This is a genomic window from Streptomyces bathyalis (assembly GCF_015910445.1).
GTDB lineage: Bacteria > Actinomycetota > Actinomycetes > Streptomycetales > Streptomycetaceae > Streptomyces > Streptomyces bathyalis.
In genome coordinates this window covers 5117689-5133908 of the sequence record NZ_CP048882.1, presented here as the reverse complement: position 1 = coordinate 5133908, position 16220 = coordinate 5117689, and the positions used below count along the sequence as shown (strand labels likewise).

Here is a 16220-nt window from a genome sequence, read left to right as displayed (position 1 = left end):
AACGAGCAGGTCAAGGGCTGAAAACGATCCGCATATCTTCCAGGGGCCTGGGTAGCTGCGCGCCCATGGCTCCACCACCAGGCAAAAACACCGGAAATGCCGGGAAAGCCGGCAGAAGTCTGGGACGCCGCTCGATGCTCGCAGGTGCGGCATCGCTGACGGCGCTCGGAACGCTGGGTGCCACCACGGCCTGCAGCCGTGTGTCCAGCGCCCGAACCGGGGACGGGGGCGATCTGCTGGAGAGACTGAAGGCGCAGGGCACGGTCAGGCTGGGCATCGCGGGCGAGCAGCCCTACAGCTACATCGACACCAACGGTGAGCTGACCGGTTCCTCCCCTGCCATCGCGCGGGTCATCTTCGGACGGCTCGGCATCGACAACGTGCAGCCTCTGCCGACCGAGTTCAACTCGCTCATCCCGGGTCTCAACTCCCAGCAGTTCGACGTGGTCGCTGCCGGCATGTACATCAACCCGGAGCGGTGCCAGCAAGTGATCTTCGCCGACCCCGAGTACGAGATGCGGGACGCGTTCATCGTTCGCAAGGGCAACCCCAAGGGCCTGCACAGCTACAAGGACATCGCCGACAAGGGCGCCAAGATGGCCACCGGCGTGGGCTACGCGGAGATCGACTACGCGAAGGACGCCGGGGTCAAGGAGGGCGACATCAAGCTGCTCCCCGACCAGCTCGCCGGTCTGCTGGAGGTCCAGGGCGGTCGCGCGGACGTCTTCGCGGGCACCGCGATCACGGTGCGCAACGTCGTGAAGCAGTCCAAGAGCGGCAAGACGGAGTACACCGATGACTTCGTGCCCACGCTGGACGGCAAGCCCGACCTGGGAACCGGCGCCTTCGCCTTCCGCAAGAGCGAGAGCAATCTCCGCGACGCCTTCAACGAGGAGCTCCACAAGATGAAGAAGAGCGGCGAACTCTTCCGCATCATGAAGCCCTTCGGGTTCGTCGAGCGGGAGATGACGACCAAGACCGCGAAGGAGCGGTGCAAATGACGGACCTTACCGCGGGTCTGTGGGAGCTGCTGCTGAAGGGCGTCTGGCTGACGGTCCAGCTGACGGTCTTCAGCGCCCTGCTCGGCGCCACCGTGGCCTTCGTGGTCGGTGTGGGCCGCACCCACCGGCTGCGCTTCGTGCGCTTCCTCTCCGGTACGTACATGGAGATCTTCCGCGGAACCTCGGCGCTGGTGCTGATGTTCTGGATCTTCTTCGTGCTCCCGGTCGCCTTCGGCTGGCAGCTCGTCCCCATGTGGGCGGCGGTCCTGGCACTCGGCCTGTCCTACGGCGCGTACGGATCGGAGATCGTGCGCGGCGCGCTCGCGGCCGTGGCCCCGGCGCAGCAGGAGGCGGGCATCGCGCTGAGCTTCAGCCCCTGGCAGCGGCTCACCAAGATCGTGCTGCCGCAGGCGTGGCCCGAGATGATCCCGCCCGCCAACAACCTGCTGATCGAACTGCTCAAGGGCACCGCCCTGGTGTCGATCATGGGTGTCGCGGACATCACCTTCGGTGCCTCGCTGGTGCGCAACGCGACCGGGCAGAGTGCGCCCGTCTATACGATCATCCTGGTGATGTACTTCGTACTCGCCTTCGTCCTCACCCGTGGCATGCGCGTGCTGGAGCGCCATGCCAAGGCGGGTATCGGCCAGGCTCCGCCCGAGAAGAGCCTGGGCGCACGCCGCCGGGCCAGCGTGCCGCGTCAGGCCGACGCCTCCCGTGACGTTCCCACCGCCGGAGGTGCCTCATGACTTGGGACTGGTCCGCAGTCGGCGATTTCATGCCGCGCCTGTGGGACGGCGTGCTGCTCACGCTCCAAGCGCTGGTGCTGGGATCCCTCATCGCCTTCGCCCTGGGTCTGGTCTGGGCGCTCGCCCAGCGGTCGACCCTGAAGATCGTGAGCTGGCCCGTCACGGCCGTCACGGAGTTCATCCGCAACACCCCGCTGCTGGTGCAGCTGTTCTTCCTCTACTTCGTACTGCCCGAGTGGAACATCACCTTCTCCGCACTGGTGACGGGCGTGATCGGCCTCGGGCTGCACTACTCGACGTACACGGCGGAGGTATACCGCGCCGGCATCGACGGCGTGCCCGTCGGGCAGTGGGAAGCGTGCACGGCACTCAGCCTGCCGCGCACCCGCACCTGGAGTGCGGTGATCCTCCCGCAGGCGATCCGACGCGTGGTGCCCGCACTGGGCAACTACGTCATCGCGATGCTGAAGGACTCACCGATGATCGCGACCATCGGTGCACTCGAAATGCTGGGCCAGGCCCGTCAGTTCAGTGCCGAGACCTTCCAGCCGACCGAGCCGATCACGGTCATCGGCATCGTCTTCATTCTGATCGCATACCCGGCATCCCTGCTGATGAGAGCCCTGGAGCGTCGACTTGTCCACTGAGAGCAGCACTTCGAAGGAAACCAAGAATCCGGCCGTCGACGGCAGTGAACTGATCCAGTTCAAGGACGTCACCAAGCGGTTCGGCAGCAACGTCGTACTCGACAACCTGTGTTTCGACGTCGCCTCCGGCAAGCACGTCACTCTCATCGGCCCGTCGGGATCCGGGAAGACCACGATCCTGCGGCTGCTGATGACCCTGGTGAAGCCGGAGGAAGGCACGATCAAGGTCGCCGGCGAGTACCTCACGCACGAGGAGAAGGACGGGAAGCTGGTGCCCGCGGGCGAGCGCCACTCCCGCGAGGTGCGCAAGAACATCGGCATGGTGTTCCAGCAGTTCAACCTCTTCCCCAACATGAAGGTGCTGCGGAACATCACCGAGGCGCCCGTCCACGTGCTGGGCCTGTCCGGTGACGAGGCGGAGCAGCGCGCCCGCGAGCTGCTCGAACTCGTCGGTCTGACCGACCAGATCGACAAGTACCCGAGCCAGCTCTCCGGTGGTCAGCAGCAGCGCGTGGCCATCGCACGCGCGCTGGCGATGCGTCCGCAGGTCCTGCTGCTGGACGAGGTCACCTCGGCGCTCGACCCGGAGCTGGTGGCGGGTGTGCTCGACGTCCTCCGGGACATCGCGCACACCACGGACATCACCATGCTGTGTGTCACGCACGAGATGAACTTCGCCCGCGACATTTCCGACGACGTGCTGATGTTCGACGCGGGCCGGGTCATCGAGTCGGGTGCGCCGGACAAGATCTTCAGCGAGCCGGAGCACGAGCGCACCAGGGAGTTCCTGAGCGCCGTGCTGTAAGGCGCCAGGGCCCTGCCGATCCGATGCGGGGGCCGCACCCGGATGCCGGGTGCGGCCCTCGCGCGTGTGCGCGCACGTCGTCGGGGACGGGCATGACGGCGGGCACCGTACAGGGCGCGGCGGCCCCGAGGACGCATATGCCAAATAGGGGCAACGGCCCCCTCCCGCTGCCCTGTTGGCGGCTATCGTGAGTAGTGGACGTGACCGGACGCGACGGTCACGAAGCAAACGGTCACATCTTCAGGGAGGCCCGTCGTGGGGCTGAAGCCGGAGCACAGCGCGCCGTTCCACTCAGTGCGGTACGCGCTGCGTGTGCTCGAGGCGATCGCCGCGCACCGCGACGGCGTCACGGAGGCGGACCTCTCGCAGGAGACCGGGCTGCCTCCGGGCCATCTCGCGCACCTGCTGGCGATGCTCTGCCGGGAGAACTACGCGGAACAGCTCTCGGACGGCTCGTACATCGTCGGTGAGTCGCTGGTGCTGCTCGGCTCCGGCGGCGACCGTGAACGCGCCCTGGACGAACGCCTCCAGCGCACCCTCGCCGATCTGCGGGACACCGTCGGCGCGGCCGTCTATCTCAGCCGCTACAAGGACGGCGAGCTGGAGGTCACCGGGTACGCGGACAGCCCGGCGATGCCCGCGGTGAACGAATGGGTCGACTTCCGCTCGGCGCTGCACGCGACGGCGATCGGCAAGTGCCTTCTCGGTCAGCTCGACCACAACGGCCGCAAGGACCACCTCTCCCGGCACAGGACGGCACGTCTGACCTCCCGGACGATCACCGACGAGAGGCTCCTCCTGAACACGCTCGACCGGCAGCCTCCGACCGTCCCCGTGCTGGATCTGCAGGAGTACGCGGTGGGCACGGTGTGCGCGGCGGTGCCCGTGACCGCCGGCTCCTCCGTGGGATGTCTCGCACTGTCCCTTCCGGTGGAGCACGCCCACCGGCTGCGTCGCGCCGCGGAGACGCTCAGCAGCAAGGCGGCCCCGGTGATGCTCTCGCTCGCCATCTGATCATGGTCATGAGCACCCCTCCGGAGGGGGTAGTATTTCCTTCGTCGGTCTGCGAAGGCCGACGGGCGCCGTTAGCTCAGTTGGTTAGAGCAGCTGACTCTTAATCAGCGGGTCCGGGGTTCGAGTCCCTGACGGCGTACCGAGCAAGACCGGAAGCCCCTCGCGTGAGCGGGGGGCTTCCGTCGTTCCCACGCCTGGCTGGCGCCCTGCCAACCTTCTCTGTCGGCACCTCTCCGCCTCCGCCCGAAAATTGGTCTGGACATGGCTGGATGTTCGCGCTACATTCGCGCTTGGTCTAGACCGTTGAACGTCATGTGCGCACTCCACCCCCCACGACCATCTGGAGAGACATGCGCAAGAGGATCACAGCGGCCGTCGTAGGACTGGGACTTGGCGGCGCTGCCATGTTCTTCACCGGCGGCTCGGCACAAGGGCACGGCTTCAGCACCGACCCCGCCAGCCGCCAGGCGAACTGCGCCGACGGCAAGGTCACCGGCTGCGGAGCCATCGAGAACGAGCCACAGAGCGTCGAGGGACCCAAGGGCTTCCCCGAGGCCGGCCCCGAGGACGGGTCCATCTGCGCGGGCGGCAACGAGAGCTTCAAGGAGCTCGACGACCCGCGCGGCGGCGACTGGCCCGCCACCGAGCTCAAGGCGGGCGCGGACCACACCTTCAAGTGGTCCATGACGGCGATGCATTCGACGACGGACTTCAAGTTCTACGTCACCAAGGACGGGTGGGACCCGGGCAAGAAGCTCACCCGGGCCGACCTGGAGCCGAAGCCGTTCCTGACCGTCGACATGAACGGCGAGAAGCCTCCCGCCGAGTGGACGGGGAAGGGCCAGCTGCCGGAGGGCAAGTCGGGACGGCACCTGATCCTCGGGGTGTGGACGATCGCCGACACCGCCAATGCCTTCTACTCCTGCTCCGACGTGAAGTTCTGACCCGCCGGGTCCGCGGCCGGAGACCGTCGGCACAGCGGGACCGTCGATACGACGAGACCGCCGGCACCGCGAGACCGCCGGCACCGCGAGACCCGCAGGACCTGCCGGGGTCCGCGGGACCCGAATTCCCGTACGGCCCCGGAGGAAGGGTTCCGGCCCGCGCGCTGCCCGCAGCGCACGGGCCGGGCCCCGCCGGGACGGGCGCACGGCCCCGCCGCGTGGCGTGGCCGCACCCGATCCGCGAGACTCCCCTCATGCACCCCGCCACCCTCACCACACGGGCGCTCGGCCGCGCCTACCTCTCGCGTCAACTGCTGGCCGAGCGGGAGGTGATGACGGCCCTGGACGCGGTAGAGCATCTGGTCGGCATGCAGTCGCAGGCGCCGAAGCCGCCCTATTACGGGCTCTGGTCGCGGCTGGTGGACTTCCGCGCCGAGGAGCTGTCCGCCCTGTTGCGCGACCGGCACGCGGTACGGGTGAGCGTCATGCGCGGCACCGTGCACCTGGTGAGCGCGGCGGACTGCCTGCAGCTCAGGCCGCTGACCCGCGTCCTGTACGAGAACCTCCTGCGCAGCAACTACCGCACGCGGCTGGCCGGCCTGGACCCGTGGGACGTCGCCGCCGCCGGGCTCGAACTCGTGCGGGAGGAGCCGCGCACGGCCCGTGACCTGGCGCGGCTGCTCGGTGAGCGCTGGCCCGGCCACGATCAGAACGCCCTGGCGCAGGCCGCCCGTTACCTGTGCGACGTGGTGCAGATCCCGCCCCGCGGACTGTGGGGGCGATCGGGGCAGCCGACGTACTCCACCATCGAGTCCTGGGTGGGCCGCCCCGTCTCCCCCGAACCGTCCGTCGAGACCGTGCTGCTGCGCTATCTGGGCGCCTTCGGCCCGGCGTCCGTCATGGACGCGCAGGCGTGGTCCGGGCTGACCAGGCTCGGCGAGGTCATGGACCGGCTCCGGCCTCAGCTGCGCGTCTTCCGCAGCGAGAGCGGGCGGGAGCTGTTCGACCTGCCCGACGCGCCGCGCCCGAGCCCGGATCTTCCGCTGCCCGCGCGGTTCGTCGCCGAGTACGACAACCTCATCCTCTCCCACGCGGACCGCACCCGTGTGATCAGCGACGCCGCCCGCAAGATGATCGCCAGCCGCAACGGGCAGATCCCCGGCACCGTGCTGCTCGACGGCGAGGTGCGCGGTACATGGAGGGTGGAGCAGCCGCGGAAGTCGGCGGTCACGCTCACCGTCACGCCCTTCCACCGCAAGCTGACCGGCCGCGAGGAGCGGGAGCTGGCCGCCGAGGGCGAGCGGCTGATGGCCTTCACCCTGCACGGCGGCGCGGAGGGCGAAGTGACCCCGGGAACCGAGGAGTTCACCGTCGTCTTCGCCGACCCGGCGGGCTGACGCCCGTGCCGCCGGCCAGGCACTGAGGGTCGCGAACTTACTCACGGATCACACACAACGTGTCCAGTTCGATGACACCTCCGTCACAGAGAACTCGGAAATCACTCTGAATCCGGGACGAAGTACCCCTTATCGCCCTTGCGTTCGAGCCTTGAGTCGGAGAACCTACCGACGTCTCCGACTGTCGTGAAGCCCAGATGGATCAGCGGGAGACGAGGGGGCACAGCTCAGCACACGGGCAGCGCCCCGAGCTCCGCCCGGACGGCATTCCGCGGTCCACTCCATGGAACCGGGCGTCGCCCACACGCAGTCTCTGTACGAAGCAGCCGATGCCTGCCGCGCCGGGGGCCGCGGGAGAGGACGCGGGAAGTACGACCACACGCAGCCTGCTGCGTTCAGGGGGAATGACTCATGACCTCGACCAGGTCCGGCGACCACCAGCCGGAACACGGGCAGGCGGCCGACGACGACCCGACACGGACGACTCAGCTGCGCATACCCGCGCACATCAGGCAGAGAGCCAGAGGCACGCTCGGCCGCGGGCTGCGCTGGACGCCCAAAGAGCTGCCGCGCTACGACTACGAGCACTACAGCCGCCTCGCCGGCCCGCTGAGACAGCCCGATCCCGGCAAGCCCTACCGCGTCGCCTACAAGAGTCTGCTCTCGGACGAGCCCCACCGAATACGCGCCGCCACACTGCTCTGCCTGGCGCCGCTGCTGTCGGCCGGGCTCCTGGTGTGGCTCATGCAGCCCCAGCACTGGACGCAGCGCGATGACGGCGCCGTCTCCGACCTGGTGCTCAAGCTCGACATCGTGATGCTGGTCTCCATCGGCCTCATCGAGCTCTTCCGCACGCTCAACGTCCTCTCCAACGCGCACGCCACGCTCGTCGCGCGGGACCCCGTCCCGGTCGTACCGGAGTCCGGTACCCGCGTCGCCTTCCTCACCTCCTTCGTTCCCGGCAAGGAACCGCTGGAGATGGTGACGAAGACCCTCGAGGCAGCCGTGAAGATCCGCCACCGCGGACTGCTGCACATCTGGCTCCTCGACGAGGGCGACGACCCGGAGGTGAAAGAGGTCTGCCGCCGCCTGGGCGTCCACCACTTCACCCGCAAGGGCGTCCCCCGCTGGAACAAGAAGAAGGGCCCGCACAGGGCGAAGACCAAGCACGGCAACTACAACGCCTGGCTTGCCGCGCACGGCGACAACTACGACTACTTCGCGTCAGTCGACACCGACCACGTGCCGCTGCCCAACTACCTGGAGCGGATGCTCGGCTACTTCCGCGACCCGGACGTCGGGTTCGTCATCGGCCCGCAGGTCTACGGCAACTACGACAACTTCGTCACCAAGGCCGCCGAGAGCCAGCAGTTCCTCTTCCACGCCCTCATCCAGCGCGCCGGCAACCGCTACAGCGCCCCCATGTTCGTCGGCACCAGCAACGCCGTACGCATCAGCGCCATCAAGGGCATCGGCGGGCTCTACGACTCCATCACGGAGGACATGGCCACCGGCTTCGAGATGCACCGGCACCGCAACCCGGAGACCGGCCGCAAGTGGCGCTCGGTCTACACGCCTGACGTGCTGGCCGTCGGCGAGGGCCCCAACGCCTGGACGGACTTCTTCACGCAGCAGCTTCGCTGGTCACGCGGCACGTACGAGACGATCCTCAAGCAGTACTGGCGCGGGGTGTTCACGCTGCCGCCCGGCAAGCTCTTCAACTACACGATGCTGATGATCTTCTACCCGATCTCGGCTCTCAACTGGATCCTGGCGGCGCTGAGTTGTGCGCTGTTCCTGGGCCTGGGCGCCTCGGGTGTGCAGATCGACCCGACGATCTGGATGGCCCTGTACGGCAACGCCACGGCACTGCAGATCGGCCTGTACGTCTGGAACCGGCGGCACAACGTCTCCCCGCACGAGCCGGAGGGGTCCGGCGGCCTCGCCGGGATGCTCATGTCCGCGCTCTCCGCACCGATCTACGCCCGCTCCCTCTTCGACACGGTGCTGCGCCGCAAGAGCAAATTCGTCGTGACCCCCAAGGGCAACTCGGCCAGCCCCGACACCCTCTTCGGCACCTTCCGCATCCATCTCTTCTTCATCCTCATCTTCGGAGGCTCGCTGGGCGGCTCCTTCTATCTGGGGCACGACCACCCGGCGATGCTCACGTGGGCCGCGCTGGCGCTGCTGATCACGGCCGCCCCGATCGTCGGCTGGCGCGTGACCGTGCGCGCGGAGAAGAAGAAGCGGAAGCAGCGGCGCCACCGGCACCGGATGGGCGCCCCGGTGCCACCGCCGCCGGAGAACGCACACGGCGGCGGCCTGCCGCACGCGTCGCAGCAGCCCGTACCTGTGCAGACCGCCCCTGGGGGACGTGAAAGATGAAGTTCCGACCGAGCCGTCGTACGCGCCGTACCGCGATAGGCGCGACCGTTGTGCTGGTGATCGCGGGGTTCAACGGCCCCGCGCTCTACGGCATCGCCTCGGAGAAGTACCACGACTACAAGATCAACCAGCCCGAGTACAAAGCGGCGAACGGCCACTGGAAGACCGTCGACGTCCCCGAGCAGTACCGGATCAACACGATCCACGCGGCGCTGCTGCACACCGGGAAGGTGCTGCTCGTCGCCGGTTCGGGCAACGACGCCAAGCAGTTCAACGCCAAGACCTTCCGCACGGTCCTGTGGGACCCGGTGAAGAACACCTTCAAGAACATCCACACCCCCAACGACCTGTTCTGCGCCGGACACACCCAACTCCCCGACGGCAAGCTGCTCGTGACCGGCGGCACCCGCCGCTACGAGAAGCTCGGCGGCGACGTGAAGAAGGCCGGCGGCCTGATGATCGTCCACAACGAGAGCCCGGACCGCGCCAAGACCATCAAGGCCGGTACGCGCTTCACCGGCCGCCACAACGGCAAGACCTTCGAGGCCAAGGACAGCGTCCTGGTGCCGCGCGCCAAGAAGAAGGCCGACCCGGTCACCGGCAGGGTCGAGGTCAGCCCGAGCGTCGCCCGCGTGTACGTGGAGGCGTCCAGGCGCGGCAAGCAGTACCAGACCGGCACGGAGGACAACTACCGCGTGAGCGGGCTGCGCGGAGCCGAGCGCCGGAACATCTACGGCATCGCACAGAAGCTCTCCTTCGACAAGAAGGACTTCCAGGGGATCAAGGACACCTACGAGTTCGACCCGGTCGCCGAGCGCTACATCAAGGTCGACCCGATGCACGAGGCCCGCTGGTACCCGACGCTGACCACGCTCTCGGACGGCAAGGTCCTCTCGGTCTCCGGCCTGGACGACATCGGCCAGGTCGTCCCCGGCAAGAACGAGATCTACGACCCGCAGACGAAGAAGTGGGAATTCCTGCCGCGCAAGCGGTTCTTCCCCACCTACCCGGCGCTGCACCTCACCGACGACAACAAGATCTTCTACTCGGGGGCCAACGCCGGCTACGGCCCCGCCGACAAGGGCCGCACGCCCGGACTGTGGGACCTGGAGACCAACGGCTTCCGCAAGATCCCCGGCATGAGCGACCCGGACAAGCTGGAGACGGCGATGTCCGTGCCGCTGCCGCCCACGCAGAGCCGCAAGTTCATGGTGCTCGGGGGTGGTGGCGTCGGCGAGTCGAAGAAGGCCAGCGAGAAGACGCGCATCGTCGATCTGACGGAACCCGCCCCGCGCTTCCAGAACGGACCCGACCTGTACGCGAAGGCCCGGTACCCCAGCAGCGTCATCCTGCCGGACGACAAGGTGCTGACCACCAACGGCTCGGGCGACTACCGCGGGCGCAGCGACAGCAACATCCTCAAGGCGGAGATCTACAACCCCGCCGACAACACCAAGAAGCCCGCAGCGGACCCGCTCGTCGGCCGCAACTACCACTCGGGAGCGATGCTGCTGCCCGACGGCCGCGTGATGACGTTCGGCTCCGACTCGCTCTTCTCCGACAAGGCCAACACCAAGCCCGGCAAGTTCGAGCAGCAGATCGACATCTACACGCCGCCGTACCTCCACACGAAGGGCGAGCGGCCCGAGCTGAAGAACGCCGGACAGGGCGAGAGGACCGTGCGGCTGGGCGGGACGGCCTCGTTCCTCAGCAAGGACGCCGGTTCGATCAAGAAGATGCGGCTGATCCGGCCGAGTTCGTTCACGCACGTCACGAACGTCGAACAGTCCTCCGTCGAGCTGAAGTTCAAGAAGACCGCGGACGGCGTGACGGTGAAGCTGCCCGAGGATCCGTCACTGGTGCCGCCCGGCTGGTGGATGGTGACGGCCGTCGACGGCAACGGGAAGCCGTCGAAGTCGGTGTGGCTGAAGGTGCCCCGCTCGGCCACCGCGAAGTTCCCGACGACGACGCCGCTCTCGCCCTGAGCCGCGGGCGGGACCTCGAACCTCTCCCGGAAACCCCCCACCCGGCGTCCCGCCGACCGGAAACGGTCCGGCGGGACGCCTGGGGAGTCCGTCGTCAGCCGGCGGGCAGGTCCCGAATGAACCGGGCCGGCGCTCAGCGCTTGTTGCCGGCGAGGCCCAGCGCGTACTCCGGCCACCACTGCCCGGCCTTCGGGCCGCCCTTGCACTCGCCGTCCGACTCACCGGGGCGCTTGATCCACAGATAGCCGTCGATGATCTGGTCGCCCGTCTTCGTCGTGGGAGCCTCACCGAGGGCGCGGCCCTTCGGGTTGCACCACGCTTCCTCGTCGGCGCCCGCGCCCTCGACCGGCCCGTTGCCGTTGCGGCTGGTGTCGATGACGAAGGGCTTGTTACCGACCATCGGGGAGAACTTCTTGCCGTAGGCCGTGTTCGACGCCGTCGTCTGGTAGTTGGAGACGTTCAGCGAGAAGCCGTCGGCGGTCTCGATGCCGGCACGCTTCATCGGCTCGACTAGCGCGCCCGGGTCGCGCACCCAGTCCGGGTTGCCCGCGTCCAGATACACCCGGACGTCCGGCAGGCTCTGCAGCTTGCCGACCGCCTCGTTGAGCAACTGGTACCGCTCGTCGGTGTACTTGGCCGGTGTGCAGCCCTCCATCAGCACGTGCGGAATGGCGTCCGGCTCCACGATCACCGTCGCCGGGCGCTTGCCGATGCCCTTCATCACCCCGGCGAGCCACGCGCGGTACTCAGCGGCGTTAGCGGCGCCGCCCTTGGAGTACTGGCCGCAGTCGCGGTGGGGCAGGTTGTACAGGACGAGCAGCGCGTCACGGCCGGCCTTCTCGGCGGCTCCCGTGACCTTGCGGGTCTGCCCCTCCGGGTCATCGGTGCCGATCCATTCCGCGACCGGCTGAGCCGCGATCTTCCGCATCAGCGACGCCTGCTTCTTCTTGCCGTCCTTGCGGTAACTCTCCGCCTGGCGGGCCGCGTTGCCGTCCGGATCGACCCAGTACGGCGTGACCGACCTGGGCCGCTGGTCGACGCCGCCGCCTGCGTCCCCGCTGCCGCCCTCGCCCGTGCCCGAGTCGGACGAGCATCCGCCCAGCAGCAGCCCCGCGAGCGCCGGCACGCAGATGGTGGTGACGCCGGAGCGGACGGGTCTGCGGCGTCCGCGTCGCACGCGGCCACCACTTCCGCGCCGGAGAACGTAACTGCCCCTGCCGTACATCGACTTCCCCCTCGGTGGGCCTGCCCCCTCGGCAGGCGCCCGGAACCGGACGGCCATCGTGTCACAGCGACCACATCGGCCGCCGGAGTCTCAACCAGCCGTTACTGCGCTGTTCCACGCGCGGACGCGTGCGCCGCGCGTCGCGTGCGCGCCAAGTCCGGCCGGGGTGCGGCACGGCCTGGTTCGTAGCCGCCCGTCCCGCCGCCCGAACCGGGTGCCGTCAGACCGGGTCTTCAGATCCGGTCCTCAGATCCGGTCCTCAGATCCGGTCCTCAGATCCGGTCCTCAGATCCGGTCGACGAGGTCCGCGATGGACTCCACGACGCTCGACGCCCGGTACGGGAAGACGTCGACCTCGTCCGGCTTGGTCAGCCCCGTCAGCACCAGGAACGTCTCCAGACCGGCTTCCATGCCGGCCCGTACGTCCGTGTCCATCCTGTCGCCGATCATCGCGGTCGTCTCCGAGTGCGCCCCGATCGCGTTGAGACCCGCCCGCATCATCAGCGGATTGGGCTTGCCGACGAAGTACGGCTCCCGCCCCGTCGCCCGGGTGATGAGCGCGGCGACCGAACCCGTGGCCGGCAGCGCGCCCTCGGCCGACGGACCGGTCTCGTCGGGGTTGGTCGCGATGAAGCGGGCACCGGCGTTGATCAGCCGGATGGCCTTCGTCAGCGCCTCGAAGCTGTACGTACGGGTCTCGCCGAGCACCACGTAGTCCGGTTCCGAATCGGAGAGCACGTAACCGATGTCGTGCAGCGCCGTCGTCAGACCGGCCTCACCGATCGCGTACGCGGTGCCGCCCGGGCGCTGGTCGTCGAGGAACTGGGCCGTGGCCAGGGCCGACGTCCAGATGTTCTCGGTCGGGACGTCCAGGCCGATCCGGGCGAGACGGGCGTGGAGATCGCGCGGCGTGTATATCGAGTTGTTCGTCAGAACGAGGAAGGGGCGTCCGGACTCCTTCAGACGCTTGATGAAGGCGTCAGCGCCCGGAACGGGAACGCCTTCATGCATCAGCACACCGTCCATGTCGGTGAGCCACGACTCGATCGGCTTTCGCTCTGCCACGTGACGGCTCCTGCCAGGGGTCGGATCGGTCATGACGGCTCGGCGAGCCGACGCTGCCGACCGCCACGTTCAGCCTAACCGCCGTCCGCCGGAGCCCCTGGGGCGCGGCCGAAGAGCGGAGCGAGGACCAGCTGCGCGGCACCGTCCGCGACGGTACGGGTCCCCTCCGGGGCCAGCTCCACACGAACCGCGCGGCCGCCCCCGGCCCCGTTCGAAGCGGCACCGGCGGCACCGACGGCACCGACGGCACCGACGACTGCGCGCAGCTGCGCCGCGACACCGTCGACGTAGGCGTCAGGGGCGGACAGGATCGTGCGGCCGCCGAGCAGCACGCGGTCCACGCCGAGGAGGCTGACCAGGTTGGCGGCGCCGACGCCCAGGATCCGGGCCGCCTCGTCCGTCCTGCCGCGCCGCACGGCGTCCATGCACAGCGCCTCCAGACAGCCGTTCCGGCCGCAGCGGCACGGCGGCCCGTCCAGCTGCACCACCTGGTGACCGAACTCCCCCGCCCCGTTGCGTCCTCCGCGGTGGATGCGTCCGTCCAGCACCAGCCCGGCGCCCAGGCCCGTGCCGAGATGAATGTAGGCCAGCGACTCCTTGCCGCGCAGCGCCAGTCCGAGCGCGGCGGCATCGGTGTCCTTGTCGACGACGACGGGCAGGCCCAGGCGTCTGGCCAGGGCGTCCCGCAGTGGAAAGCCCGCCAGCTGCGGCACCCCTGTGACATGGCGCAGCACGCCTCGGACGTGATCCAGCGGGCCGGGTGCGGCCACGCCGACGCCGACGACGCTCCCCCAGCGTCCGCCCGCACCCGGCGGCACGCCGCCAGATTCCTGCGCCTCTTCCGCCTCCGCAGTTTCCGCCTCCGCGGCTTCCGCCTCCGCGGCTTCCGTTCCGGCGGCTTCCATCTCGGCTTCGGCCTCCGTCGGGGCCGGGGCGGCGTGCTCGGCGCGCTCACCCGGCCGGCCCGTCTCCGGCACCCCTTCCTCTCCTTCCGCCGTCCCCTGTCCGGCCGGCTCCTCGGCGGACTCGGCGGACCCAACGGACTCGACCGACTCGGCGGACTCGGCCGCGGTTCCGGGCGCGCCGTCCGGGGCGCCGGGACCGCGTTCCCCGTCGCTCCACAGTTCGCCCTCCTCCGCGACGGCCCGCCGCGCGGCGTCGAGGGCTGCGCGCTCGATGACCGGCGGGGTCACGGCAGGAGCCTCCGCACGGCGGCCCGTCCACACCTCACGCTCGGGCGCCTCCTGCCACAGCTCCCCACCCGTGGCTCCCTCCGTGTCGACGGTGCTCGTACCGCCGATGCCCAGGGCCGGAAGGCCCGAGCGGATCAGCTCGTGGACCGCCGACTCGACGGCCTCGAACAGCACTTCGGTTCCGGAGGTCAGATCCAGCGGGGCCGTACGGCCCGCCACGACGCCGCCCGAGAGGTCGACGAGCACGGCCGTCAGCCGGTCACGGTCGAGATGTATCCCCACCGCGTGACGGGCGCCCGGCGCCAGGCGCAGCACCGTGCTCGGCTTGCCGCCCGTCGGGACACGGCGGCCGGAATCGGTGACGAGACCGTGCGAACGGAGCCGGGCCGTGATCTTGCTGACGGCCTGCGGGGTGAGACCGGCGCGCCGTGCCAGCTCGCTGCGGTTCGCACCCTCCTGGCCGGCGAGACGCAGCAGGCCGAGGACCCGCGCGGCATTCCTGCCGTACGGGACGGCGAGTCCACCGATCCCATCGGGAGTGGGACCGCTGCTCGGAGCGGGTTCGCTGCTCATGTCCCCATTGTCCGTCCGGCTTGCGCTTACGCAACCGCGTTGCGAAAGTGTCCTCATGGATCGTACGGAAGAAGCTGCCCCTCCCTGCCTGCGTGTCGGCCTCATCGGATACGGCCTGGCCGGTTCCGTCTTCCACGCGCCGCTCATCTCAGCCACCGAGGGCCTCACCCTGGACACCGTCGTGACCGCCGACCCGGAGCGGCGGGCACAGGTGCACGCGGAGCTCGGCAGCGACATGCGTACGCTCGCCACGACCGAAGAACTCTTCGCCCGCGCCGGCGAACTCGACCTCGTCGTCGTCGCGTCCCCCAACCGCACCCACGTCGCACTCGCCCGCCGCGCCCTCGAAGCAGGACTCCCCGTCGTCGTCGACAAGCCGCTCGCCGGCACCGCCGCCGAAGCGCAGCAGCTCGCGTCGCTCGCCGCCGAACGCGGACTGATGCTCTCCGCGTTCCACAACCGGCGCTGGGACAACGACTTCCTCACCGTACGGTCGCTCCTCGCGGACGGCGCGCTCGGCGACCGCGTCCGCCGCTTCGAGTCCCGCTACGAGCGCTGGCGTCCCGAACTCAAGGGCGGCTGGCGCGAGTCCGGCGACCCCGCCGAAGTCGGCGGCCTCCTCTACGACTTGGGCAGCCACCTCGTCGACCAGGCACTGACGCTCTTCGGTCCGGCCACGTCCGTCTACGCGGAGACCGATGCGCGACGCCCCGGCGCCGAGGCCGACGACGACGCCTTCATCGCCCTCACGCACGCCGACGGCGTCCGCTCACACCTGTGGATGAGCGCGGTCGCCGCCCAACTGGGGCCCCGCTTCCGGGTGCTGGGCAGCGAAGCGGCCTATGTGAAGGACGGACTCGACCCCCAGGAGGCGGCCCTGCGGGAAGGCGCCCGTCCCGTGTCCGGCGAACGGTGGGGCGTGGAGCCCGAGAGCGCCTGGGGCACCATCGGCGACCTCGACGCACGCCGCCCCGTACCGACCAGGGACGGCGACTACCCCGCCTACTACGCGGGAATCGCGGCCGCCCTCCGCGAAGGGACGCAGCCCCCGGTCACCGCGCACGAGGCCGTGGCCACCATCCGCGTGCTGGAGGCCGCCCGCACCTCGGCGCTCGAATCCTGCGTGATCACGACGGACCTTTCCTAGGGCGGTCCGGAACCGGGAAGCGCATCACGGCAGTTGGCGCGCTGCCTTCTCCCGGCGGGGCCGGCCGGTCAGCAGCCTGGCGAGCCTCCG

Annotated in this window: 12 protein-coding genes, 1 tRNA gene and 1 pseudogene; 11 read left to right on the top strand and 3 right to left on the bottom strand. The window is 69.3% G+C overall.

Annotated features, from left to right (window positions below; translation table 11 throughout):
• Positions 1-65 precede the first annotated feature (65 nt).
• The 10 genes from ehuB to glxA all read left to right on the top strand — a co-directional run bounded on the left by ehuB (position 66) and on the right by glxA (position 10927).
• Positions 66-1001: an ectoine/hydroxyectoine ABC transporter substrate-binding protein EhuB gene (gene ehuB / locus G4Z16_RS22345; RefSeq protein WP_197352470.1), complete on the top strand. Its 936-nt coding sequence runs from the start codon at positions 66-68 to the stop codon at positions 999-1001.
• Positions 998-1750 carry an ectoine/hydroxyectoine ABC transporter permease subunit EhuC gene (ehuC, locus tag G4Z16_RS22340; protein ID WP_197352469.1) on the top strand — a complete coding sequence of 251 codons (753 nt, stop codon included), beginning with the start codon at positions 998-1000 and terminating at the stop codon, positions 1748-1750. Before ehuB ends, ehuC begins: the two co-directional genes overlap by 4 nt.
• On the top strand, positions 1747-2397 hold the full coding sequence (gene ehuD / locus G4Z16_RS22335) for an ectoine/hydroxyectoine ABC transporter permease subunit EhuD (RefSeq protein ID WP_197352468.1): 651 nt from the start codon (positions 1747-1749) through the stop codon (positions 2395-2397). The genes ehuC and ehuD overlap by 4 nt, the downstream gene beginning before the upstream one ends.
• A complete protein-coding gene (ehuA, locus tag G4Z16_RS22330; RefSeq protein ID WP_197352467.1) occupies positions 2387-3202 on the top strand; it encodes an ectoine/hydroxyectoine ABC transporter ATP-binding protein EhuA in 816 nt (271 codons plus the stop codon). The genes ehuD and ehuA overlap by 11 nt, the downstream gene beginning before the upstream one ends.
• Positions 3203-3457: 255 nt before the next feature.
• Positions 3458-4216 carry an IclR family transcriptional regulator gene (locus tag G4Z16_RS22325; RefSeq protein ID WP_197352466.1) on the top strand — a complete coding sequence of 253 codons (759 nt, stop codon included), beginning with the start codon at positions 3458-3460 and terminating at the stop codon, positions 4214-4216.
• Between the two features lie 65 nt (positions 4217-4281).
• A tRNA-Lys gene (locus G4Z16_RS22320) sits at positions 4282-4355 on the top strand.
• Between the two features lie 211 nt (positions 4356-4566).
• Positions 4567-5160: a lytic polysaccharide monooxygenase auxiliary activity family 9 protein gene (locus tag G4Z16_RS22315; RefSeq protein WP_197352465.1), complete on the top strand. Its 594-nt coding sequence runs from the start codon at positions 4567-4569 to the stop codon at positions 5158-5160.
• 254 nt (positions 5161-5414) lie between these two features.
• Positions 5415-6557 (top strand): winged helix DNA-binding domain-containing protein, encoded by a 1143-nt coding sequence (locus G4Z16_RS22310; RefSeq protein ID WP_197352464.1) that lies wholly within the window; start codon positions 5415-5417, stop codon positions 6555-6557.
• A 411-nt stretch (positions 6558-6968) separates the two neighbouring features.
• Entirely contained in the window at positions 6969-8942 is a 1974-nt protein-coding gene (locus G4Z16_RS22305) for a glycosyltransferase family 2 protein (protein WP_197352463.1), read from the top strand.
• Entirely contained in the window at positions 8939-10927 is a 1989-nt protein-coding gene (gene glxA / locus G4Z16_RS22300; protein WP_197352462.1) for a radical copper oxidase GlxA, read from the top strand. The genes G4Z16_RS22305 and glxA overlap by 4 nt, the downstream gene beginning before the upstream one ends.
• A 133-nt stretch (positions 10928-11060) precedes the next feature.
• On the opposite strand, the gene G4Z16_RS22295 is transcribed toward glxA, so the two are convergent.
• From G4Z16_RS22295 to G4Z16_RS33330, 3 genes and pseudogenes are all read right to left on the bottom strand, one after another.
• The gene (locus G4Z16_RS22295; protein WP_197352461.1) at positions 11061-12152 is read right to left on the bottom strand and encodes a glycoside hydrolase family 6 protein; all 1092 of its coding nucleotides are present in this window, start codon (positions 12150-12152) and stop codon (positions 11061-11063) included.
• A gap of 285 nt (positions 12153-12437) precedes the next feature.
• Positions 12438-13217 carry an HAD-IIA family hydrolase gene (locus G4Z16_RS22290; protein ID WP_197352460.1) on the bottom strand — a complete coding sequence of 260 codons (780 nt, stop codon included), beginning with the start codon at positions 13215-13217 and terminating at the stop codon, positions 12438-12440.
• A gap of 74 nt (positions 13218-13291) precedes the next feature.
• Positions 13292-14110, bottom strand: a pseudogene (locus tag G4Z16_RS33330) (ROK family protein); the annotation flags it as partial.
• A 928-nt stretch (positions 14111-15038) separates the two neighbouring features.
• Between G4Z16_RS33330 and G4Z16_RS22275 the strand changes: the two are divergent.
• Positions 15039-16130, top strand: coding sequence for a Gfo/Idh/MocA family protein (locus G4Z16_RS22275; protein WP_197352459.1), 1092 nt, complete (start codon positions 15039-15041; stop codon positions 16128-16130).
• The last annotated feature ends 90 nt before the right edge of the window (positions 16131-16220 follow it).

Bases quoted from the DNA above. Each gene is read 5' to 3' on its own strand.
- ehuB (WP_197352470.1), top strand. From the start codon at position 66: ATGGCTCCACCACCAGGCAAAAACACCGGAAATGCCGGGAAAGCCGGC.
- ehuC (WP_197352469.1), top strand. From the start codon at position 998: ATGACGGACCTTACCGCGGGTCTGTGGGAGCTGCTGCTGAAGGGCGTC.
- ehuD (WP_197352468.1), top strand. From the start codon at position 1,747: ATGACTTGGGACTGGTCCGCAGTCGGCGATTTCATGCCGCGCCTGTGG.
- G4Z16_RS22315 (WP_197352465.1), top strand. From the start codon at position 4,567: ATGCGCAAGAGGATCACAGCGGCCGTCGTAGGACTGGGACTTGGCGGC.
- G4Z16_RS22310 (WP_197352464.1), top strand. From the start codon at position 5,415: ATGCACCCCGCCACCCTCACCACACGGGCGCTCGGCCGCGCCTACCTC.
- G4Z16_RS22305 (WP_197352463.1), top strand. From the start codon at position 6,969: ATGACCTCGACCAGGTCCGGCGACCACCAGCCGGAACACGGGCAGGCG.
- glxA (WP_197352462.1), top strand. From the start codon at position 8,939: ATGAAGTTCCGACCGAGCCGTCGTACGCGCCGTACCGCGATAGGCGCG.
- G4Z16_RS22295 (WP_197352461.1), bottom strand. From the start codon at position 12,152: ATGTACGGCAGGGGCAGTTACGTTCTCCGGCGCGGAAGTGGTGGCCGC.
- G4Z16_RS22275 (WP_197352459.1), top strand. From the start codon at position 15,039: ATGGATCGTACGGAAGAAGCTGCCCCTCCCTGCCTGCGTGTCGGCCTC.